The 20,924-nt window shown below is 53.8% G+C and carries 27 protein-coding genes; 18 read left to right on the plus strand and 9 right to left on the minus strand.

Annotated elements, in window-relative coordinates:
* Window positions 1-24 precede the first annotated feature (24 nt).
* From AC6I7A_RS11145 to AC6I7A_RS11155, 3 genes are all read right to left on the minus strand, one after another.
* On the minus strand, window positions 25-291 hold the full coding sequence (locus AC6I7A_RS11145) for a hypothetical protein (RefSeq protein ID WP_009089598.1): 267 nt from the start codon (window positions 289-291) through the stop codon (window positions 25-27).
* A gap of 158 nt (window positions 292-449) precedes the next feature.
* Window positions 450-785, minus strand: coding sequence for a hypothetical protein (locus tag AC6I7A_RS11150; protein WP_058958302.1), 336 nt, complete (start codon window positions 783-785; stop codon window positions 450-452).
* Window positions 769-1,155 carry a hypothetical protein gene (locus AC6I7A_RS11155; RefSeq protein ID WP_009089595.1) on the minus strand — a complete coding sequence of 129 codons (387 nt, stop codon included), beginning with the start codon at window positions 1,153-1,155 and terminating at the stop codon, window positions 769-771. The genes AC6I7A_RS11150 and AC6I7A_RS11155 overlap by 17 nt, the downstream gene beginning before the upstream one ends.
* Window positions 1,156-1,291: 136 nt before the next feature.
* Between AC6I7A_RS11155 and AC6I7A_RS11160 the strand changes: the two genes are divergently transcribed.
* Window positions 1,292-1,924, plus strand: coding sequence for a helix-turn-helix domain-containing protein (locus tag AC6I7A_RS11160; protein WP_058958301.1), 633 nt, complete (start codon window positions 1,292-1,294; stop codon window positions 1,922-1,924).
* Between the two features lie 63 nt (window positions 1,925-1,987).
* Here AC6I7A_RS11160 and AC6I7A_RS11165 read toward each other — a convergent pair whose 3' ends face one another.
* Entirely contained in the window at window positions 1,988-2,236 is a 249-nt protein-coding gene (locus tag AC6I7A_RS11165) for a hypothetical protein (RefSeq protein ID WP_046102074.1), read from the minus strand.
* A gap of 207 nt (window positions 2,237-2,443) precedes the next feature.
* Here AC6I7A_RS11165 and AC6I7A_RS11170 point away from each other — a divergent pair, with 207 nt between their 5' ends.
* Both AC6I7A_RS11170 and AC6I7A_RS11175 read left to right on the plus strand, forming a co-directional pair.
* Window positions 2,444-2,644 (plus strand): hypothetical protein, encoded by a 201-nt coding sequence (locus AC6I7A_RS11170; RefSeq protein WP_046102075.1) that lies wholly within the window; start codon window positions 2,444-2,446, stop codon window positions 2,642-2,644.
* A 260-nt stretch (window positions 2,645-2,904) separates the two neighbouring features.
* Window positions 2,905-3,261: a hypothetical protein gene (locus tag AC6I7A_RS11175; RefSeq protein ID WP_046102076.1), complete on the plus strand. Its 357-nt coding sequence runs from the start codon at window positions 2,905-2,907 to the stop codon at window positions 3,259-3,261.
* Window positions 3,262-3,382: 121 nt separating this feature from the next.
* Here the strand turns inward: AC6I7A_RS11175 and AC6I7A_RS11180 are convergent, their stop codons facing one another.
* The 3 genes from AC6I7A_RS11180 to AC6I7A_RS11190 form a co-directional block, all read right to left on the minus strand.
* On the minus strand, window positions 3,383-3,724 hold the full coding sequence (locus AC6I7A_RS11180; protein ID WP_058958309.1) for a hypothetical protein: 342 nt from the start codon (window positions 3,722-3,724) through the stop codon (window positions 3,383-3,385).
* 504 nt (window positions 3,725-4,228) lie between these two features.
* Window positions 4,229-5,491, minus strand: coding sequence for a translesion error-prone DNA polymerase V subunit UmuC (gene umuC / locus AC6I7A_RS11185; protein WP_058957688.1), 1,263 nt, complete (start codon window positions 5,489-5,491; stop codon window positions 4,229-4,231).
* On the minus strand, window positions 5,491-5,730 hold the full coding sequence (locus AC6I7A_RS11190) for a hypothetical protein (protein WP_058957687.1): 240 nt from the start codon (window positions 5,728-5,730) through the stop codon (window positions 5,491-5,493). The genes umuC and AC6I7A_RS11190 overlap by 1 nt, the downstream gene beginning before the upstream one ends.
* A 291-nt stretch (window positions 5,731-6,021) precedes the next feature.
* Here AC6I7A_RS11190 and AC6I7A_RS11195 point away from each other — a divergent pair, with 291 nt between their 5' ends.
* Window positions 6,022-7,053: an acyltransferase family protein gene (locus AC6I7A_RS11195; RefSeq protein ID WP_498003616.1), complete on the plus strand. Its 1,032-nt coding sequence runs from the start codon at window positions 6,022-6,024 to the stop codon at window positions 7,051-7,053.
* A gap of 907 nt (window positions 7,054-7,960) precedes the next feature.
* On the opposite strand, the gene AC6I7A_RS11200 is transcribed toward AC6I7A_RS11195, so the two are convergent.
* Complete coding sequence (locus AC6I7A_RS11200; protein ID WP_230200875.1) at window positions 7,961-8,155, minus strand: hypothetical protein; 195 nt, start codon at window positions 8,153-8,155, stop codon at window positions 7,961-7,963.
* Window positions 8,156-8,224: 69 nt separating this feature from the next.
* On the opposite strand from AC6I7A_RS11200, the gene AC6I7A_RS11205 reads away from it, so the two are divergent.
* Window positions 8,225-9,130 (plus strand): tyrosine-type recombinase/integrase, encoded by a 906-nt coding sequence (locus tag AC6I7A_RS11205; RefSeq protein ID WP_058957685.1) that lies wholly within the window; start codon window positions 8,225-8,227, stop codon window positions 9,128-9,130.
* Between the two features lie 31 nt (window positions 9,131-9,161).
* Here AC6I7A_RS11205 and fliE read toward each other — a convergent pair whose 3' ends face one another.
* Entirely contained in the window at window positions 9,162-9,473 is a 312-nt protein-coding gene (fliE, locus tag AC6I7A_RS11210; protein ID WP_009089566.1) for a flagellar hook-basal body complex protein FliE, read from the minus strand.
* Window positions 9,474-9,705: 232 nt separating this feature from the next.
* Here fliE and fliF point away from each other — a divergent pair, with 232 nt between their 5' ends.
* From fliF to fliR, 13 genes are all read left to right on the plus strand, one after another.
* Window positions 9,706-11,433, plus strand: coding sequence for a flagellar basal-body MS-ring/collar protein FliF (gene fliF, locus AC6I7A_RS11215; protein ID WP_009089564.1), 1,728 nt, complete (start codon window positions 9,706-9,708; stop codon window positions 11,431-11,433).
* The gene (fliG, locus tag AC6I7A_RS11220; protein WP_009089561.1) at window positions 11,430-12,422 is read left to right on the plus strand and encodes a flagellar motor switch protein FliG; all 993 of its coding nucleotides are present in this window, start codon (window positions 11,430-11,432) and stop codon (window positions 12,420-12,422) included. The genes fliF and fliG overlap by 4 nt, the downstream gene beginning before the upstream one ends.
* Window positions 12,415-13,107, plus strand: coding sequence for a flagellar assembly protein FliH (gene fliH / locus AC6I7A_RS11225; RefSeq protein ID WP_046102078.1), 693 nt, complete (start codon window positions 12,415-12,417; stop codon window positions 13,105-13,107). The genes fliG and fliH overlap by 8 nt, the downstream gene beginning before the upstream one ends.
* The gene (gene fliI / locus AC6I7A_RS11230; RefSeq protein WP_009089558.1) at window positions 13,107-14,477 is read left to right on the plus strand and encodes a flagellar protein export ATPase FliI; all 1,371 of its coding nucleotides are present in this window, start codon (window positions 13,107-13,109) and stop codon (window positions 14,475-14,477) included. The genes fliH and fliI overlap by 1 nt, the downstream gene beginning before the upstream one ends.
* Before the next feature lie 19 nt (window positions 14,478-14,496).
* Window positions 14,497-14,940, plus strand: coding sequence for a flagellar export protein FliJ (fliJ, locus tag AC6I7A_RS11235; protein WP_009089556.1), 444 nt, complete (start codon window positions 14,497-14,499; stop codon window positions 14,938-14,940).
* Window positions 14,937-16,223, plus strand: a complete 1,287-nt coding sequence (locus tag AC6I7A_RS11240; RefSeq protein WP_058957684.1) for a flagellar hook-length control protein FliK — start codon at window positions 14,937-14,939, stop codon at window positions 16,221-16,223. The genes fliJ and AC6I7A_RS11240 overlap by 4 nt, the downstream gene beginning before the upstream one ends.
* A 129-nt stretch (window positions 16,224-16,352) precedes the next feature.
* Entirely contained in the window at window positions 16,353-16,838 is a 486-nt protein-coding gene (gene fliL, locus AC6I7A_RS11245) for a flagellar basal body-associated protein FliL (RefSeq protein ID WP_009089553.1), read from the plus strand.
* Between the two features lie 4 nt (window positions 16,839-16,842).
* Window positions 16,843-17,850 (plus strand): flagellar motor switch protein FliM, encoded by a 1,008-nt coding sequence (fliM, locus tag AC6I7A_RS11250; RefSeq protein ID WP_009089551.1) that lies wholly within the window; start codon window positions 16,843-16,845, stop codon window positions 17,848-17,850.
* Complete coding sequence (gene fliN / locus AC6I7A_RS11255; protein WP_058957683.1) at window positions 17,843-18,250, plus strand: flagellar motor switch protein FliN; 408 nt, start codon at window positions 17,843-17,845, stop codon at window positions 18,248-18,250. The genes fliM and fliN overlap by 8 nt, the downstream gene beginning before the upstream one ends.
* Window positions 18,251-18,252: 2 nt before the next feature.
* Window positions 18,253-18,651: a flagellar biosynthetic protein FliO gene (gene fliO / locus AC6I7A_RS11260; RefSeq protein ID WP_046102081.1), complete on the plus strand. Its 399-nt coding sequence runs from the start codon at window positions 18,253-18,255 to the stop codon at window positions 18,649-18,651.
* Entirely contained in the window at window positions 18,651-19,382 is a 732-nt protein-coding gene (gene fliP, locus AC6I7A_RS11265) for a flagellar type III secretion system pore protein FliP (protein ID WP_009089546.1), read from the plus strand. The genes fliO and fliP overlap by 1 nt, the downstream gene beginning before the upstream one ends.
* 25 nt (window positions 19,383-19,407) lie before the next feature.
* Window positions 19,408-19,677, plus strand: coding sequence for a flagellar biosynthesis protein FliQ (gene fliQ / locus AC6I7A_RS11270; RefSeq protein ID WP_003854466.1), 270 nt, complete (start codon window positions 19,408-19,410; stop codon window positions 19,675-19,677).
* A complete protein-coding gene (gene fliR / locus AC6I7A_RS11275) occupies window positions 19,677-20,462 on the plus strand; it encodes a flagellar biosynthetic protein FliR (protein WP_009089544.1) in 786 nt (261 codons plus the stop codon). Before fliQ ends, fliR begins: the two co-directional genes overlap by 1 nt.
* Window positions 20,463-20,924 lie beyond the last annotated feature (462 nt).

The following is a 20,924-nucleotide window of genomic DNA, read 5'->3' on the forward strand; positions in this document are numbered from 1 at the left end:
CCGCATCAGTCAGCGGGAGAGGAATCAGCTCTCCTGCTCACTGTGATTGATTTCAATCTCAATATCCTGAATGGCGGCATCCAGGTCGTCCAGCAGTTTACCCTGTTTGTTGAGCAACGCGTCGATTCGGTCAGCGTTGGTCTTGTCTTTATATTCACCGGCATCAAAGGCTAACCAGTGGCTGGAGAGGGTTTCAGTGTTGGTCTGCGCATAGTGGCGCATCTCTTTCAGCTGCGACGCTACGTCACGCAGATAATCGTTTTTGGTCTTGGTTTCGGTTGAATCGCTCATGCTAATTTTCCTTCTGGTCAGTTTTCCAAAGTGATTAGGCTTTGCGGTTCATCAACCAGCCAATCAGCGGGCCTGCATTTAAGATAGAAAATGTCGCCCGGAGATTTAAACGTAGTTGATAATAGCGAAGCCGCTCTAAGAATAATCGGAAGTTACGGCTATTGCCCCGTTTCGGCCGAAGGTAAATCGCCCTCTTTCACCACCTCTTTAACTTTGTTGACCGTTTTATCTGCTGTGCGATCGGGCAACGCATCAAGCTTATGCTGCAACGCCGCAACCTGATCCGTGAGCAGATCGACTTTGTCATCACGGCGTGCGGCGATGACCCGGTAATCCGCCCGGATCTCCTCGACCCGTTTATTTGCGGTGTTGCTGACATAGAGAAAAATGATGGTCATCAGGATGCAGATCATCGAACAGCTCAGCAGAATTCCGCCGAGAATCACTTTTCGCCGGTATGTCAGAACGGTCAAAGGACTATTTATCGGTGTCATCGCTGCGATCCTCCAGAGTTGAGATAAGCCGATCAATTTCATTACGAAACTTATCGTTCTGATCGGTTTCGGTCATTGCCAGTAAAATACCCACTGCGTTTTTGATTAACCGGAGATCGGTTTCAAGCGTGGCAATACGCCGCAGATTTCTGTCGTGCCGTTCGCGTAACTCATCATTCTCCTCCCGTATCAGCGCATTGCTCTCTTTCAGCAACACCACCTGCTCTTTGTAACTGGTAATAATTTCGCCGCCTGCCCGATTACTGGTCACGATTGAGGCGATACCCGCCAACAACGGTTTCCAGAAAAGTGCTGCGGCGCCCCCACCCAGAACTAACGCACCCATACTGGTAATCAGACTACTTTCCATGCCACACCCCTTTTTCCGGTAAGGTCTCTGGAACTCACGGCATACTTAACAGCCACCTTTTCCCCCACGAATTTAAGATTGCTTAAATACCAGGTTTAAGTATACTTAAGTCACTCTTAACCAAAAAGTCAAGCAGATGAAAAACGAAACCCTGGGTGATCGCATCCGACTCCGACGCAAGTCACTGCAGTTAACGCAGAAGCAGCTGGCGCAGCAGGTAAACGTGTCCCATGTGGCTGTTTCGCAATGGGAAAAAGAAGAGACTCTGCCGCGTGGCGAAAACCTGCTCCGGCTCTCTGAAGCACTGGGCTGCGCACCGGCCTTTCTGATAGAGGGTGATGGCCCTGTTTTCAGCGAAAGCGCCTGGGCCGGGCTGCACCAGATTCCTTTGCTGGCGCAGCGCGATGTGGCGCAATGGCTAAGTGATGCCGGTTCTGTCCGGCAGGATCGTCTGATGCATAACGATATGGCGCTGTCTCAGCAGAGTTTTGCCCTTCGGGTAGAGGATCAGTCGATGGCACCGGCGATTCTGCGCGATGATGTGGTGATTATCGATCCCAGCCTGTCACCGCAGCCGGGCGACAGCGTGCTGGCGCTACAGCAACAGGTCGCTCTGCTGCGAACCTGGCGTCAGCGAGGCAGTGAAGAGGGTGTCACGCAGTTTGAGCTCGCGCCGGTCAATATCAATTTCCCTGAGCTGCACTCCCGGCGCGATAACCTGAAGCTGATTGGCACGCTGGTCGAACTGCGCCGCTTTCGTCAGCCATAAAAAAACCCGCCGGGTGCGGGTTATCGGTTCTGCATTTAACCGTGGTGGCAATATGTCGGGAAATCAGAGTGCGTCGGTCAGCCGATCGACAACCACATTACCCTGCAGGTCGGTCTGCATAATCCGGTAGCTGACCGGCCATGAGCGGCGGGTTGTGAGTTTATCGAACAGCGTGACGCCGCCCTTTTTAACCCCTTCGCGGTTAACAATAATCCACTCGGTGACCTCTTCCTGACCCCGATTTCGCAGGCTCAGCGACCGCTGCTCGATTAACTGGTCTTCCGCTTCAATCTTTAAATGATCTCGTAACATAATCTCTATCTCCTGGTAACGCAGCTCACTATATGCCTTTTATTAATCAGTTCAATCGAATTTTTTAATCGAAGTTACTGACAGCCTGGTGCTGGCGTTACCCGTAGTGAAGAGAGATCCCTTCACGTCGATGTCTCTGACAGGGCCGGAGGCGAGATCTCAGCGCTGGTCTAGACTTACAGCACTGGGAACCAAAAGGAGCGAATGATGTTTAAGCATAAAACGAACGAAGAACGTAAGCATGAAGGTGATGTGAGCAAGAGTCTGCCGGAAGCAGCGCCGCACGTGGGCAACGCTTATGAGGAAGATGATCACCCTGCGACGGATGCCCCAAAAGATCACGGGGAAGTGCCGCGCAAAAATGACGACAGCCAGGACGATAAAAAAGATCCTTTCAAGGCGCAGTAACTCCTGTGAGGCGCGTCCTCCGGACGCGCTGGTCTGTCACGCTCTCTGTCGCCCTCCCCACAGTTATTTGACCGCTGAAGATTGACCGGTCTGATGCGCAGCCTGCTTTCCCCCTTCTCTTTTGCGACGCCTTAACAGCACACGAACATCGTGATGCAGCCGGATTATCACTGCGTAATACGCTATCATCTGTCCGGAATGACAGGGAGCCGTTTTCTTTGTCACGGCGCAGAGTGTCAGCAACGATGAGAGTGTCTGGAATGAAAAAAAGCGTTATTGCCCTGAGCCTGATTCTGCTGAGCGGATGCGTGGACATGGGACGCGTCGGACTGCATCCTCAGGTAAAAATGGCGTATTTTGACGGGCATCCCTGGCAGCTTGAGTCTTGCCTGAGTGAGGCGGCACAGAATCAGCAGCTTTACCTGGCTCAGGATGATCCGCTGCCGGGAGGAACAAAAAGATTTAACCTTGAACAGGATGGCGAAACGGTCGCGTGGGTCGAAATTGACAGGTTTAGCCGCAATCAGACCAGTGCCACCTTCTACGCTGACCCGAAGGCGTCTGACGTTCAGGCCGCGATTTCAGATATGGTCACAGCGTGTAAGACATCACGTTAGTCTGATAGCCTGACCATGATTACGGCGTTTGCACGCAGGCAGCAAAGCATGGCCTGCCCGGGTCCGATGCTGACCACCGGAAGCGGCGACACGCTGACAGAGGCGGCTATGGCAGCCCGGCTTACTCCGCCTGTACACAATCGTAAGATCCGCGTATCCGAATCTGATTCTGGCTGGTTCGGACGATTTCAGCCCTGAGCTCTGCTTTCCCCGCAAGCGTTGTCTGCTCTAAATCAACCATGCCCGGCGCCCGGGCGTTTTTAACCCGCAGCTTTACCGTTGCGTTTTCGTAATCCCCCTTCTCCTTACTGAACGTCACTTTCTGCGTTTTCGCACGTTCGCCATTGACGGAGAACCAGTGATTCTTATCCGCTTTCAGATAGAACGGCCCGCACTGCGTCGCAGAGAAGGCGGGGGCTGACAAGGCGAACAGACAGGCTATCAGGGTGACTCTTTTATTCATAATGCTGGCGTCCTGCTGGAGCGAAGGGAAACAGAGCAGCGATACAGGAGAAAGCGCGTTTCCTCCCTCGCCGCCCGGGATGTGAAGGAGTATAGCGAAGGGTGGCGCGATTGCTGACGCCGTTGTTCTCAGCCCCACCTCTTCTGTGCAGACTCGGGAGGGAGGTCCGTTATGCGACCTCACCCTTCACACGCTGTTTTTATCCGTCCAGCCGGTTCAGCTTTGCTACACCTGCATGCTCGTAATTCACTTTGAATATTTAGCATATCAGGTTGTTATGCATTGAAGCGTTGTTTTGCAGAGACATACTGCAAGTCACAAACTGCCGTAGTGGTGGTTTTAAGATGATTTGCGGTATTTTTTTGTGCTACATGTGTGCTACGGCTAAATGATCGGCCGGTAAGGATCGTACAAAGCCAGAACCTCAGCTGTGACTTTTCCCTGCTCGGCAGTTCCTTCAGGCCAGCCCCCGTTTTTTTATCTCTTACAATCAAAGCCGGGCGGTCAAAACACCACCGGCAGATCAGAGAATCTTGTGGTGTAAGCCGGTGAAAGCATTTCCCGCTTCATCGCCCAGGTGTTCTGAACGCCCTGCCCTGCAAACCACAGATTACCCTTCCCGCTGAGGTTTATGCCGTCCATAACGCGCATCAGCGCCTCGCTGTTGGCCTGTGGTTTGTTTTCATCAAACAGGTTCAGTTGCGATACACCCTGACTGAAGAAGTCACCCAGCATTACACCTGCCTTCATATAGCGGTGTCCGTCGACCCAGATGCGATCAAGCGCCTCAATTGCCACCCGGATAATGTCGCGTGTGTCATTAGTTGGCGTAAGTACCTTGCCTGTGGACTGGTTGCCGTAAAACACTTCACCCACCGCGTGCGGGCTGGTTCTTACGAATACTGCTATCTGACTGCAATACTGGCGCTCTCCGCGTAATTTACCTGCGGCTCGCGCTGCAAAAGTGCACACAGCTTCGCGCATGTCGTCGTACTGCGTGATTCTGGAACCGAATGAGCGGGAGCAGACGATTTGCTGTTTTGTGGGCGCGAACTCTTCCACCTGCAGGCACGGCTCACCGCGTAACTCCCTGACGGTTCGTTCCAGCACAACATTAAAGTGTTTGCGTATGGTGTAGGTGCTTTGCTCTGACAGGTCTTTGGCGGTCAGAATCCCCATCGCGTTGAGTTTCTTGCTGATGCGCCGACCAACGCCCCAGACATCCTCAACCGGCACCAGTGCCATGAGCTTACGCTGACGTTCAACATTCGAAAGGTCAACGACTCCTCCTGTCTGCTTCCATTTTTTTGCAGCATGGTTAGCCAGTTTGGCGAGCGTCTTGGTCTGAGCTATCCCCACGCCAACGGTCAGATGCGTATTACGCTTAACCGTTTCCCGCACCTCCCTGCCGAAGTTTTCAAGAACAATGCAATTGCGAACACCGCTCAGGTCCAGAAACGCCTCATGAATCGAGTAGACTTCCACGCTGGGTGCCATCTGCTCCAGCGTCGTCATCACCCGGTTACTCATATCGGCATAAAGCGCATAGTTACTGCTGAAAACCTGAACCCTGTGCCGGCGAAACTCGTTCTTCAGCTTGAAGTACGGCGCCCCCATGGGTATCCCAAGCGTTTTAGCCTCTGCTGAACGGGCAATAACGCATCCGTCATTGTTGCTAAGCACTACGACCGGTTTTCCCCGTAAATCGGGCCTGAATACTGTTTCGCAACTTGCATAAAACGAATTAACATCGAGCAGGGCAAACATCACACAACACCATTCGGGTTGTACAACTGAAACAGGCGCTCTTCGCCGTCAGTGGTTGAGATGTCGCGGAATGCTGTGGTGTGCATCTCGATCCATTTGTTGGCCGCCTTTAGCGTGTAATGCCAGTTAATGCGGTCAAGCTCTCTGATGAAATCCAGTGTGCTGATGGTGTAGCGACCGGCAGTATCGCGCTTTATAGCCTGCCGGAAAGCAATCATGATTTCGTAGTCACGCGGCATGATAAATCCTTCTTTGATGAATACTGTATGGATGAACAGTAATATCTATCGATAGATTTGAGCAAGCTGAAGCGGGACGCAGTTTTGTAAAGCCTCTGAGGTCACTGGGATTTTTGTTGGCTTAGCGGTTGCATTGTGACTAATCTCAAATCACCCACCCCGTATCCTCCATAGAGAGGCGCGGTATAACTCTGCCCCATCGCCGGGGCTTTTTTATTTATCATTTGACGGTAAGCTACTTATTAATCAAAGTATGCGGAAAATCTTAAACCAACAGAACATGGTGTAATTTTGACAGAGCAAAGAAGTAACTTAGCCGGTCACTTCCCGGCAGCCGATGGAATCAGGGGACTAGCAGTGCTGGTTGTTCTGGTTGCCCATGCGTTAGTTATGTTCATACCAGCTACGAGGCCTTATTTAGGAGGAACGGGGAAAATAGGTGTGTGGCTCTTTTTTGTTCTTAGTGCTTTTTTGCTTACAAATAAGTTTTTAAAAAAGAGAATAAATATAAAATCCGTCTCGGAATACTTTCTTGGGAGATTTTTAAGGATATTACCGCTATTTTTTATAGCTTCAGTATTCTATTTTTACATGGGCTATTATAATACAGAAACACTAAAAAACGTCCTGGCTTTTCAGCAAGGATTTGCACACCTTTGGACTATCCCAGTAGAGTTTAAGTTTTATTTCATGCTGCCGATATTCTTGATAGCATTTCAGGCCATTAAAAAACGATTTGGAGCGTTCTCAGTTGCGTTTTTGGCAATTTTAATCACTATTGCATTTAGATACTTCTATCCTGTTAGCCTACTTCAGGAAAACTCAATAGAAACCCGCTGGTATATATCTAGTTTCATCGTCGGGATTATTTTGTCTTACATTCTGAGAAACCTGAATATCCCACCTCGAAAATACGGCTTTTACATACTTGCCTTATTGTTTTTAATACTATTAATAATACCATCTTTCTGCAAGCTTATAACTGGTACAGTTATTGTGCCAAACCTGGCGACAAGTTACCTATCTATAAGCATTGTCTGGGCTATTTTTATCTATTTTTCTTTATTAGACACAGGTGTAACATCAAGTATTCTTTCAAGTTCGCTAATGCGTAAAATTGGAAATCATAGCTTCTCAACCTACTTAGCTCATTGGTTTGTGTTGACTCAGCTTGCAAAAAAGTACACTGACAGCATACCTATGATGCTTCTATCGATAGTAGCCTCATTGCTATTAGGTGCTATCATTTACTTTGTTTTTGAAAAAAATATAGAAACCTTCAGACATAGAGTTCAAAAAGTAATGGCTAGCCCGTCGAAATGACGGGCTTTTAATTCACATCTCAGTGCCGTTTATATATTTAAAAGCTTCTTCATCATAAAAAACACCATCCTTTTCATTATAAAAAATTCCTTTCTGGCAGAAGACCTTATCTGAATCATATTCTATTTAGTAAAAGCCTTCGATTTCAAAATCTGGATCTGCAATGATTGTGTTTAAAACTTCAACTATATCGTTTTGAATGACTGCACAAGAACTCATTATGCATACTCCTCAATAATAACCCGACCTGAAGCACCCGCAACTGACGCATAGCTAGTGGAAGAAGATAAGAGACAGCCCACAGCTTCACCTCCTCCAGGATAACCACCTGTATCTCCGGGTATTGATGAGTGCGGCAATGCACCATATGCACCAAGTCCCGCCAATTATCGATGATAGTGACGAAACATAGCGACCACCCTGGCCTGTTTGTCCAAAAACGTTAAAAATATTACCGCCTGTCGCTATACCTCCAGTCGTACCTGATGCGTTAGTTTTACCTCCCGTGCAGGTAATATAACTACCAAATAAACTTTCTCCCCCTGCTCCACCGAATGCACCAGAGCCCGCTGCAACTGCATTGCCCCCCTACTCCTACAATTACGGGAATACTGCTGCTTGCACCAGATACATCTACATATGATTCCGCCTATGCTCCTGCCGCTCCAGAAGTATAACTTGTGTCAGCAGCGCTTATACCTTGTCCGCCAGCGCCAGCTCCCCAAACCCTGACTCTTAACAGACGTGTTCCCGGTGTTTTAGTGTAAGATCCCGAAGCAGTAAATACTTTCGCAGCTCCCAATTAACGTCCTGTATTTGAAGAGAGAAGCTCTGCTTTTAGATTTGCTAGCAAAGTTGCAGGCGACCCATTGTCTAGGACGTCCACAGCGGCAGCATCACAAATGTATTAAGCCAAAACATAAGCCATAACTGTGGCCTGTCGGAGTGCCTTATTAACTTGGGCAGATGAGGCTTTTCCTGCCTGAAAATTAGTAGCTAAAGCAGCCAGAGCTTCGTAATCAGCCTGGCTAGTGACATTAGCCCCACTGCCAATAGCAAGTGGTTTAAAATTATTTGTAGCCATTAAAGATTCACTCTCCATGCGCATTCGTCAAACCCGGCTATATAGTCATTATCAATATTAAAGCCAAAAAACCACATCCGGTCAGTCATGCAGAAAGACCTGCTCAACCTGCGCATTGAACTTCTCAATGGCAGCTACTTTACCGGCAGGAAGATGAATATAGAAAAGAAAGGCAGGACGGCGGCCACGGTTAATTCCAGCATGGCAGACCTGAAAGCGATCTTCGCCTTTGCTCATGGCAACGGGTATATCGAGGCAAATCCTATGACAGGAATAAAACCTCTCAAAAAATCCAATAAGCGTCCGGATCCGATTACCCGGGAAGAGTACCCTCGCCTCATCGCGGCATGCTCAACACGACAGACGGCGAACATGTGGTCACTCGCCATCCTGACCGGATTACGCCATGGCGAGATATGCGCTCTGGCATGGGAGGATGTGGACCTTGAGGCGAAAAAGCTGACGGTCAGCCGCAACCTTACGCCACAGGGTTTGTTCACGCCGCCGAAGACAGAAGCAGGGAACCGCGTCATATGCCTGATGGATGCAGCTGTCGAAATTCTGCGTGACCAAAGGGAGTTGACCAGAATGTATCCTCAGACCTCTTTTACTTTTCATACCAGGGAGTATGGCGAGCGAATAGAGGAGCAGAAGACATTCGTCTTTAATCCCAGCGTGAACGCAGTCAACGGGAGGTCGGGAGCATATTACTCAACAGAGTCACTGGGACAAATATGGACCGGCGCACTGAGGCGTGCAGGCCTGCGTCACCGGAAAGCCTATCAGTCGCGTCACACGTTCGCATGCTGGGCTCTTTCAGCAGGCGCAAACCCGAACTACGTTGCATCGCAAATGGGTCACTCCGATGCGCAGATGGTGTACCGGGTTTATGGCGCCTGGATGTCAGAGAACAATACCGGCCAGCTATCGCTCATTAAAAGATTAATGAGCGATTCTGTTCTACATATGTGCTTCACCAAAGTGGCAGTATGAAAAACCTCAACAGCCTCAGACAGCTTCCCGCCTACACCTGCATATTCATAATCTCGCTGTACGCCGAGACCAGCTTGTTCCTGACCTGAATCCCCATCTGCATGGAGATAGAGGATTTCTGGAGATCGACCATCACATCATTCAGCGCCACGCCGGGTTTCCCCATCTCAAAATCCTGCGCCTGGGTGCGGGCGGTCGTCTGCGTTTCGCTGATCTTATCCAGTGCGGCCTTCATGGTTGCACCAAAGTCGATCTGATTTGTGGCTTCACTGCTGCGGTTGCTGGCCTGCAGTGAGGTGACCTGAAGCTGCTGGAGTACGCCGTCAATAGCCTGAATAGACATGAACGATACCTTATAAAAGAGGGTGGGATTTTTTCTGTGGGCAAAAGTTAACACGTTGTCAATGAGACAAAGGCGCTAAATGACAGCAAAAAACCTACCTTATCCACGCATCGAATTTTGCTTATCACCTAATAATGCCTGGCATTGAAGTGGAAATTTTATCTACGCAGGTCAGGGAGTCTGTTTTGCCATCTCAACTTACCCGGTCAATTACGTCAGGCAGGAATCGGTCATGAATGCGAGTACAGCCGCCACAACAGATCAAGAAAAGAAAGGCTTCGGTGACCTGCTCGCTCGCCTGCGCGCCAATCCGCGTATTCCTCTTATCGTCGCCGCCGCCGCCGTTATCGCGATCGTCATCGCGATGGTGCTGTGGGCAAAGCAGCCCAGCTACAGCGTGCTTTACAACAACCTCTCTGATGAAGATGGCGGGGCTATCGTCACGCAGCTGACGCAGATGAACATCCCCTATCGCTTCGCTGAAAACGGCGGCGCACTGATGGTGCCTGAGGCTAACGTGCACGAGCTGCGTCTGCGTCTGGCTCAGCAGGGTCTGCCGAAAGGCGGCTCGGTGGGGTTTGAACTGCTCGATAAAGAGAAGTTCGGCATCAGCCAGTTCAGCGAGCAGGTTAACTATCAGCGCGCGCTGGAAGGCGAATTGGCCCGCACGATCGAATCACTCGGCCCGGTCAAAAGCGCCCGTGTCCATCTGGCGATGCCAAAACCGACCCTGTTCGTGCGTGAGCAGAAAGCCCCGTCTGCCTCTGTCACCTTAACGCTGCAGCCTGGCCGTGCGCTCGATGAAGGCCAGATTCAGGCCATCGTCCACATGGTCTCCAGCAGCGTCGCCGGTTTACCGCCGGGCAACGTGACGGTCGTTGATCAGACCGGTCGCCTGCTGACCCGCTCCGACTCAGTCGGGCGCGATCTGAATGATGCACAGCTGAAATATGCCTCTGAAGTGGAAGCGCGTTATCAGCAACGTATTGAAGCGATCCTGAATCCTATCGTGGGCCAGGGCAACGTGCATGCGCAGGTCACCGCGCAGATCAACTTCGATACCAGCGAGCAGACTGACGAGAAATATCAGCCTAACGCGAATCCGTCGAATACGGCGATCCGTTCGCGTCAGACCAGCACCAGCGATCAGTCGGGCAGCCCGTATCCGGGTGGCGTGCCGGGCGCACTCTCTAACCAGCCTGCGCCAGCTAACTCTGCGCCGGTCACAACGCCAAATAACACTGCGGCCAATGGCCAGAACGCCAATGGTCAGAATGCTAACGGACAGAACAACGCCGGCCAGACCACCAGCACCGCCACAGCCAGCGCGACGCCGACCAACTCACGTCGTGATGACACCGTGAACTACGAGCTGGACCGCACCATTCGTCATACCAAACTCAACGTGGGTGACGTGCAGCGGCTTTCCGTTGCGGTGGTGGTGAACTTCCGTACCGACGACAAAGGCAAAACGGTCGCGCTGAATGAAGCGCAGCTGAAGCAGATTGAAGATCTGACCCGTGAAGCGATGGGTTACTCCCAGACACGTGGCGACAGCATCAACGTGGTGAACTCGCAGTTCAACTCGACTGAGCCGGTGAGCACCGACCTGCCCTTCTGGCAGCAGCAGTCCTTCTTTGATCAGCTGATGAGTGCGGGTAAATGGCTGTTGATTGCACTGGTGGCCTTCATTCTCTACCGCAAGATGGTGCGTCCGCATCTGGTGCGTAAGCAGGCTGCCGAGAAAGCCGCCGCCGAAGCCGTTGCCGCCCGCGCCACGCAGCAGGAAGAAGAGGAAGCCTTTAGTGTGCAGCTCAGCAAAGATGAGCTGGAGCAGGAACGTAAGTCTAACAACCGCATGAGCGCAGAAGTGATGAGTCAACGCATCCGCGACATGTCAGAAAACGATCCGCGCGTTGTTGCGCTGGTGATTCGCGAATGGATGAGTAAAGAGCTATGAGTCTGACCGGAACTGAAAAAAGCGCCATCCTGATGATGACCATTGGCGAAGAGCGCGCCGCGGAAGTGTTTAAACATCTGAACCAGCGCGAAGTGCAGCACCTCAGCGCCGCGATGGCCAGCATGCGTCAGGTGTCACACAAGCAGCTGACCGAGATACTGCGTGAGTTCGAAACCGATGCCGAGCAGTTTGCGGCGCTGAGCCTGAACTCCAACGAATACCTGCGCTCGGTGCTGACCCGTGCGCTGGGCGAGGAGCGTGCCGCCAGTCTGCTGGAAGATATTCTCGAAACGCGCGAAACCACCAGCGGGATGGAAACGCTCAACTTTATGGAGCCGCAGGCCGCTGCCGACCTTATCCGCGACGAGCATCCTCAGATCATCGCCACCATCCTGGTTCACCTCAAACGGGGTCAGGCGGCCGATATTCTGGCGCTGTTCGATGAGCGTCTGCGCCACGATGTAATGCTGCGTATCGCGACCTTTGGTGGGGTGCAGCCTGCCGCGCTGGCCGAGCTGACCGAAGTGCTGAACGGCCTGCTGGATGGCACCAACCTCAAGCGCGCGAAGATGGGCGGCGTGAGAACCGCAGCCGAGATCATCAACCTGATGAAAACCCAGCAGGAAGAGGCGGTTATCGAAGCCGTTCGCGACTTCGATGGCGAGCTGGCGCAGAAAATTATCGACGAGATGTTCCTGTTCGAAAACCTGGTGGAAGTGGACGACCGCAGCATCCAGCGCCTGTTGCAGGAAGTGGAGTCCGAGCAGCTGCTGGTCGCACTGAAAGGGGCCGAACAGCCGCTGCGCGAGAAGTTCCTCAAAAACATGTCAGCCCGTGCGGCCGACATTCTGCGCGACGATCTGGCCAACCGCGGTCCGGTGCGGATGTCTGCTGTAGAGAACGAACAGAAAGCAATCCTGCTGATTGTTCGCCGCCTGGCCGAATCTGGCGAGATGGTGATTGGTGGTGGCGAGGAAACCTATGTCTGATGCATTTTCTGCCCGCCCGTGGCAGCTGTGGCAGCCTACCGATCTGGGTCGTTTTGATGAGCCTGAACCGGAGGCACTGCCCGAGATCGCTGAATCTGATGACGGCGTTGATGAGCAGCAGCAGCAGCTTGAACGTCTGCAGCAGCAGATGCGCAAAGAGGCGCAGGGTCAGGGTTACAACGAAGGCTTTCAGCAGGGCGTCACCGAAGGCCAGAAAGCGGGCTACGACGCCGGTTTTCAGCAGGGTCTGGCCGATGCTCAGCAGCAGCAGGCCCCCCTGCAGGCGCGGATGTCCCAACTGGTCACCGAGTTTCAGAACACGCTGGAGTCGCTGGACAGCGTCATCGCTGCCCGCCTGATGCAGCTGGCGCTGGAAGCCGCGCGCTCGGTGATTGGCCAGGCCACCACGGTGGATGGCACCGCCCTGCTGCGTCAGATTCAGGGTTTACTGCAACAGGAACCGATGTTCAGCGGCAAACCTCAGCTGCGCGTCCACCCTGACGATCTGCAGCGCATTGAACAGACCCTGGGTCCGACGCTGGATCTGCACGGCTGGCGGTTGATCGCTGACAGCACCCTGCACCCTGGCGGCTGCAAACTCAGCGCGGAAGATGGCGATCTGGATGCCAGCGTCGCGACACGCTGGCAGGAACTCTGCCGCCTCGCCGCACCGGGAGAAATCTGATGACCACCCGTCTGAACCGCTGGCTGGGCTCGCTGGATGCCTTTGAAAAACGCATTTCCCAGGTGCAGCCGGTACGCCGTTATGGCCGTCTGACCCGCGCCACCGGCCTGGTGCTGGAAGCCACAGGCTTACAGCTGCCGCTGGGCGCAACCTGCATCATCGAACGCAACGATGGCAAAAACATCAGCGAAATCGAAAGCGAAGTGGTGGGATTCAACGGTCAGAAGCTGCTGATGATGCCACTGGAAGAGGTGGACGGCATTTTACCCGGTGCGCGGGTCTATGCGCGCCAGAGCGGCGACAATCCGCAGGCGGGCAAACAGCTGATGCTGGGCCCCGAACTGCTGGGCCGCGTACTCGACGGCAGTGGCCGACCGCTGGATGGTCTGCCATCACCGGATACCGGCTATCGCGCCCCGCTGATCACGCCGCCTTTTAACCCGCTGCAGCGTACGCCGATTACCGACGTACTGGATACCGGCGTGCGTGCCATTAATGCCCTGCTGACGGTGGGTCGCGGGCAGCGTATGGGCCTGTTTGCCGGTTCAGGCGTGGGTAAAAGCGTGCTGCTTGGCATGATGGCGCGCTACACCAAAGCGGACGTGATCGTGGTTGGTCTGATTGGCGAACGTGGTCGCGAAGTTAAAGATTTTATCGAGAACATTCTCGGGGCTGAAGGCCGCGCCCGTTCGGTGGTTATCGCCGCTCCGGCAGACGTTTCACCGCTGCTGCGTATGCAGGGTGCCGCCTACGCGACCCGCATCGCGGAAGATTTTCGCGACCGCGGCAAGCATGTGCTGCTGATTATGGACTCCCTGACCCGCTACGCCATGGCGCAGCGTGAAATTGCCCTGGCGATCGGCGAACCCCCGGCAACCAAAGGCTATCCGCCTTCCGTGTTCGCCAAACTGCCTGCGCTGGTTGAGCGTGCCGGTAACGGTATCGACGGCGGCGGTTCCATCACCGCGTTCTATACCGTTCTGACCGAAGGTGACGATCAGCAGGACCCGATTGCCGACTCCGCGCGTGCAATTCTCGACGGGCATATCGTGCTGTCGCGCCGGCTCGGTGAAGCGGGTCACTATCCGGCCATTGATATTGAAGCGTCGATCAGTCGTGCGATGACCTCGCTGATCGATGAGAACCACTATGCTCAGGTGCGCCAGTTCAAGCAGTTGCTCTCCAGCTTCCAGCGTAACCGCGATCTGGTCAGCGTGGGCGCCTATGCCGCCGGCAGCGACCCGATGCTGGATAAAGCCATCCGGCTCTATCCGCAGATGGAAGCTTTCCTGCAACAGGGCATCTTTGAGCGCAGCGATTATGACGACGCCAGCCTGCATCTCCATGCGCTGTTTGGCGCCTCAACCTGATTAACGCGAGGTAATGGCTATGAAAACGGCAAATGCTATCGATACGCTGCGCGACTTAGCGGAGCAGGATCTCGAACGGGCCGCCATCTATCTGGGCGATATGCGCCGCGGCCAGCATGCCGCCAACGAGCAGCTGACGATGCTGCTCGACTATCAGGATGAATATCGCAACAAACTTAACGATGACATGTCGAGCGGCATTGCCAGCACTCGCTGGACTAACTATCACCAGTTTATTCAGACGCTGGAAAAAGCGATTGAGCAGCACCGTAATCAGCTTAATAACTGGAATCAGCGCCTGGAGCAGGCGCTGATCAACTGGCGTGACAAACAGCAGCGGCTGAACGCCTATCAGACCCTGATCACGCGGGCAGCGGAAAATGCATTACGACAGGAAAACCGTCTCGACCAGAAACGGATGGACGAATTTGCCCAACGGGCCGCATTGAGGAGAGGCGAATGATTACGCTGCCAAACATTGCCATGAAAGCGACGGCTAAAACCGACGCAGAACCATCAGTCGCAACCGACGCTGCGGCAGGGTCAGATGCCCTGCCACAGGACTTTCTGACCGCGCTGGGAAACCAGCTGCTTGGCCTGGCAAAACAGCAGGGAAAAGCGGCGCAATCCGCTGACGCAAAAGCAGAAATGGCCGATGAGCGTCGACCGGCTTCTCCGCTCAGTGCGCTGCTGGCAACACGGGATAATCCTGCTGCCCTGGCTGCCCTGCTGAAACCGGAAAATATTAAAGCTGGGTCAAAATCAGCCGATGATAAAGAGAGCCTTGACGCGGCATCCTTAAGCGCCAGCGAGATACAGAATGTGCAGGCGCTGTTCGCCATGTTGCCGGGTGCGGCCACAGCGACAGCCAGCACGCCGCCGCCGGTCAGCAGTGAATCGGGTGAGGTGATCAGTCAGAGCGATGGCGGCCGTAAAGCGCTGACCGCGCTGACACAGATGCTGAACACGACACCGGAGAGCAGCTCATCGCAGAGCACTGCACCGGCTAAAGATGAGAAGCACGAGATAAAAGGTGCGGCGCTGAACGCCCCTGCGGCGAGCAACGCGGCGAGCCAGAGCAGCAGCACCGCGCAGAGCAGCAACAGCAGCCTGAACCTGGCCTCAGACAGCCATTTCCAGCAGGCGCTGAGTGCGATGATGAAGCAGGATGATCAGGCCGCGACGCACAGCAGCGCCAGCGACACTGGTCTGAACATCAGCGGCCCGATTACGAGCGCAACCCTGCCCGCGCCGGTGACCGCGTCAGCGACCAGCAGCACCCCCTCAACGCCGATGCTGAATGCGCAGCTGGGCAGCGACGAGTGGCAGCAGGCGCTGAGTCAGCAGATTGTGATGTTCAGTCGCAACGGCCAGCAGAACGCGGAGTTGCGTTTACATCCGGAAGACCTCGGCGCTATCCAGATCAGCCTGAAACTGGATAACGACCAGGCACAAATTAGTCTGGTTTCCAGCCACAGCCACGTCAGATCGGCGCTGGAAGCCGCGATACCGCAGCTGCGCAGCGCGCTGGCAGAGAGCGGTATCAACCTGGGCGAGAGTCAGGTGAGCAGTGACAGTTCCGCGCAGAGTCAGAGCTTCCAGAATCAACAGGAGGCGCGCCGCGACGGACAGCATGGCCGCTTCTCCCTCCCCCAGGACAGTGACACCGACATTACGCCGATTGCCGTCCCCGCCGCCCTTCAGGCTCGCGTCAGCGGTAACAGCGCCGTCGACACTTTTGCCTGACAGCGATAAACGCTGAAGGTAAGCGTAAAACCCGCGTCTATTCTGCCCATTGGTTTGACTTAAGACGCGGGATAATCTGTCCCGTGAGCCGAGAGGCTTGCCCATAATTCACAGGAAGTAACTGCAACCATGTCTGATAACGCGAAAGCTAAAGGCCGCAAACGTAAACTCTTAATACCGGTGTTGCTCATTGTGACGCTGGCCGCTTGCAGCGTGGCAGGCTATGCAGTCTGGCGAATGATGAACAAACACGAGGGCGATAAGCCTGAGGTGGCGAAAGTTGAACCGCCTCCCGCTCCGGTCTTTTTTGCACTTGATACATTTACGGTTAACCTGGTCAATCCCGACAACGATCCTGACCGCGTGCTGTACGTAGGCTTTACCCTGCGTCTGGCCGATGAGGATACCCGTCGTCGGATGAATGACTATCTGCCTGAGGTGCGCAGCCGTCTGCTGCTGCTGCTCTCGCGTCAGAGTGCTTCGGCCCTGGCGACAGAGCAGGGAAAACAGGCGCTTGTTGAACAAATTAAACAGGCGCTGACACCTCCGCTGGTGAAAGGTCAACCTCCGCAGGCTGTAAACGACGTGCTGTTTACCGCCTTCATTTTGAGGTGAATCAATGGGCGATAGCATTCTCTCCCAGGCTGAAATTGACGCCCTTTTAAACGGCGACAGTGGCAGCGCGGAAGAAGAAAAGAAACAAAGCGGGCCGGAAGGCGATATTCGTCCTTACGACCCGAACACCCAGCGCCGCGTGGTGCGCGAGCGTTTACAGGCGCTGGAGATCATTAACGAGCGTTTTGCCCGTAGTTTCCGTATGGCGCTGTTTAACCTGCTGCGCCGTAGCCCGGATGTCAGCGTCGGGGCGATCAAGATTCAGCCGTATCATGAGTTTGCCCGCAATCTGCCGGTGCCAACCAACCTGAACCTGATCCACCTGAAACCGCTGCGCGGCACCGCGCTGGTGGTGTTCTCACCAAGCCTGGTCTTTATCGCCGTTGATAACCTGTTTGGTGGCGACGGACGGTTCCCGACCAAGGTCGAGGGCCGTGAGTTCACCCATACCGAGCAGCGGGTTATTCGCCGCATGCTGAAGCTGGCGCTGGATGGTTACAGCGACGCCTGGAAGGCGATTTATCCCCTGGACGTCGAATATGTACGTTCAGAGATGCAGGTAAAGTTCACCAACATTACCACCTCACCGAACGATATCGTGGTTAACACGCCGTTCCAGGTGGAGATTGGTAACCTGGTGGGTGAGTTTAATATCTGCATCCCGTTTTCAATGATTGAACCGCTGCGCGAGCTGCTGGTGAACCCACCGCTCGAAAACTCCCGCCAGGAAGATAACCACTGGCGTGACAACCTGGTCAAACAGGTGCAGCACTCTGAGCTGGAACTGATCGCTCACTTTGCCGAAACCTCGCTGCGTCTGTCACGGATCCTGCAGCTGAAACCCGGCGATGTGCTGCCGATTGAGAAGCCGGAACGCATTATCGCCCATGTCGATAGCGTCCCGGTCTTAACCAGCCAATATGGCACGATGAACGGCCAGTATGCGCTCCGTGTCGAACACCTGATTAACCCGATTTTGAATTCGCTGAACGAGGAACAGCCCCATGACTGACAGTAATAAACCGTCTGACGATATCTCTGCGGACGATCTGTGGGCTGAAGCGATGAATGAGCAGGTCGGCAGCAGCAGCGCGCCGCAAACCGATGACGTCTTTAAGTCATTCGACAGCCCGAATGTGGCAGGCTCACTGCAGGACATCGATCTGATTATGGATATCCCGGTGAAGCTCACCGTGGAACTGGGCCGCACCAAGATGACCATCAAAGAGCTGCTGCGTCTGACGCAGGGTTCCGTGGTGTCACTGGATGGCCTGGCGGGTGAACCGCTTGATATCCTGATTAATGGCTACCTGATCGCTCAGGGTGAAGTCGTGGTCGTGAACGACAAATATGGCGTTCGCATCACGGATATCATCACCCCGTCTGAACGTATGCGTCGTCTGAGTCGCTGAATATGACCAGCCAGAATCAAACGCTGCAACCGGCTGCACCTCAGGCCCAGGCGATCTCCACCGGCTCGATGCTGGCTCAGGTCAGCAGCGTATTAGCGTTAATTATTTTACTGATTCTGGCCTGCGCCTGGCTGGCACGCCGTGTCGGCTTCGCGCCGAAAAAGGTCAGCAGCCAGGAGCTGAAGCTCACAGCCAGTGTCTCCGTGGGCCAGCGTGAGCGGGTGGTGATTGTGGATACCGCCGATGCCCGTCTGGTGCTGGGCATCACCGCGCAGCAGATTACTCACCTGCACACCCTGCCGCCGGGTGAACCGGCGTCAGTGACGCCGGTCAACAGTGCACCACAGGATTTTCGTCAGCTGTTACAGAACCTGGTTAAACGTCCCGGAAAAAACCCATGATGCGTCGACTGCTTCCTTTACTGCCACTCCTGTTACTGGCACCGGTTGCCCATGCCCAGCTGCCGGGCCTGGTGAGTCATTCGCTGCCCAATGGCGGTCAGAGCTGGTCACTGCCGGTGCAGACGCTGGTCTTTATCACGGCGCTGACCTTTATTCCGGCGGTGCTGCTGATGATGACCAGCTTCACCCGTATCATCATTGTGTTTGGTCTGCTGCGTAACGCGCTGGGCACGCCCTCTGCCCCGCCAAACCAGGTACTGCTTGGCCTGTCGCTGTTCCTGACCTTCTTTATCATGGCGCCGACCTTTGACCGGATTTATCAGGATGCCTATCTGCCCTTCAGTCAGGACAAGATCAGCATGGATGTGGCGATTGAGAAAGGTGCCCAGCCGCTGCGTGATTTTATGCTGCGCCAGACGCGTGAAGCGGACTTAGCCCTGTTTGCCCGGCTGGCAAACGTGGCACCGATTGCCGGTCCGGAAGCCGTGCCGATGCGCATTCTGCTGCCCGCTTACGTGACCAGCGAGCTGAAGACCGCGTTCCAGATTGGCTTTACCGTCTTTATCCCGTTTCTGATCATTGACCTGGTCGTCGCCAGCGTGCTGATGGCGCTGGGGATGATGATGGTGCCGCCCGCGACCATCTCACTGCCGTTTAAACTGATGCTGTTTGTTCTGGTCGATGGCTGGCAGCTGCTGGTCGGTTCACTGGCGCAAAGCTTCTACTCCTGATCCCCTTTTCTTCCCGGAGCAACACATGACACCCGAATCAGTAATGGTAATGGGACAGGAAGCGATGCGCGTCGCCCTGATGCTGGCCGCCCCGCTGCTGCTGGCTGCGCTGGTCAGCGGCCTGCTGATCAGCCTGATCCAGGCGGCGACCCAGGTCAACGAACAGACCTTATCCTTTATTCCTAAGATCCTGGCGGTGGCTACCACCGGAATTATTGCCGGCCCGTGGATGCTGAATCTGCTGCTGGACTATATCCGCACCGTCTTTACTAACCTGCCTTACATCATCGGCTGATGATTACTCTCGACAGCAGCCAGCTGGTTCAGTGGGTCAGCCAGTTCTTCTGGCCACTGGTGCGTATCATGGCGTTGTTCGCCACCGCACCGATCCTCAGTGAACGTTCCGTCAGTAAGCGTGTCAAAATCGGACTGGCGGTGATGATCACCTGGCTGCTGATGCCGCTGCTGCCTGCTGTTAATGTCACGCTCTTTTCGCCTGCCGGATTCTGGCTGCTGATCCAGCAGATGCTGATTGGCATCGCACTGGGCTTCACCATGCAGTTTGCCTTCGCAGCCGTGCGCTGCGCCGGGGAAGTGATTGGCCTGCAGATGGGTCTGTCGTTCGCCACCTTTTTCGACCCCGGCAGCCGTCTGAACATGCCGGTGCTGGCCCGCTTTCTCGACATGCTGGCGATGTTACTGTTCCTGACCTTTAACGGACACCTGTGGCTGATGTCGTTACTGGCGGACAGTTTTCATACCCTGCCAATTGGCGGTCACCCGCTGAATGCCAATGCTTTTATGGCGCTGGTGAAATCGGGCGGATTAATTTTCCTTAATGGCATGATGTTAGCGCTGCCCTTAATCGTTTTGTTACTCATGCTAAATCTGGTACTGGGTTTGTTAAACCGCGTTTCACCACAGTTATCGATCTTCGCAATCGGCTTCCCGATTACCTTATCAGTCGGAATTTTAACCATCAGCCTGCTGATGCCCCTTCTCGCCCCGTTCTGTGAGCATTTGTTCGGTGAAGTATTTGATTTACTCGCCCTGTTCCTGACAGAACTATCCCGAACCTGAACATTAACTTTCTAACTATCTTTCCATCACCACACTTAAGTATCGCAAAACCATCCGTGCATTTTCCGAACCATGTTTTCCAGAATGCAACTAAGGATATTCTGATAAATGTGCTGAGAGTCTGAAAATAATTCTTATTAAACCGGGCTTCGCGTATTTTAGTTGGGTGGTTCACAGAAGCTCTCAGACTGTGAATGTGCAGGCAAATCGGTCAAACCATTGAAATTACGAAGAAAAAATCTTTAACGAATTTTTCTTGTTAAAAAATGTTTTTTCCGGCATTGTCAACGCACGCTGAGACATCACACTTTCGTAAAACAAATGTTTTTGAGAATTGTCCTATCAGAAAACTCCGGGTTTTCAGGGATAGTGACAAGGCTCCCAAAAATTGAGTAATACTTAACCTCCGGCATTTCACTGGCACTCCCCGCCATAGTCGGAGAATGTGTGACGTCAGGGCAG

The organism is Type-F symbiont of Plautia stali (assembly GCF_059731105.1).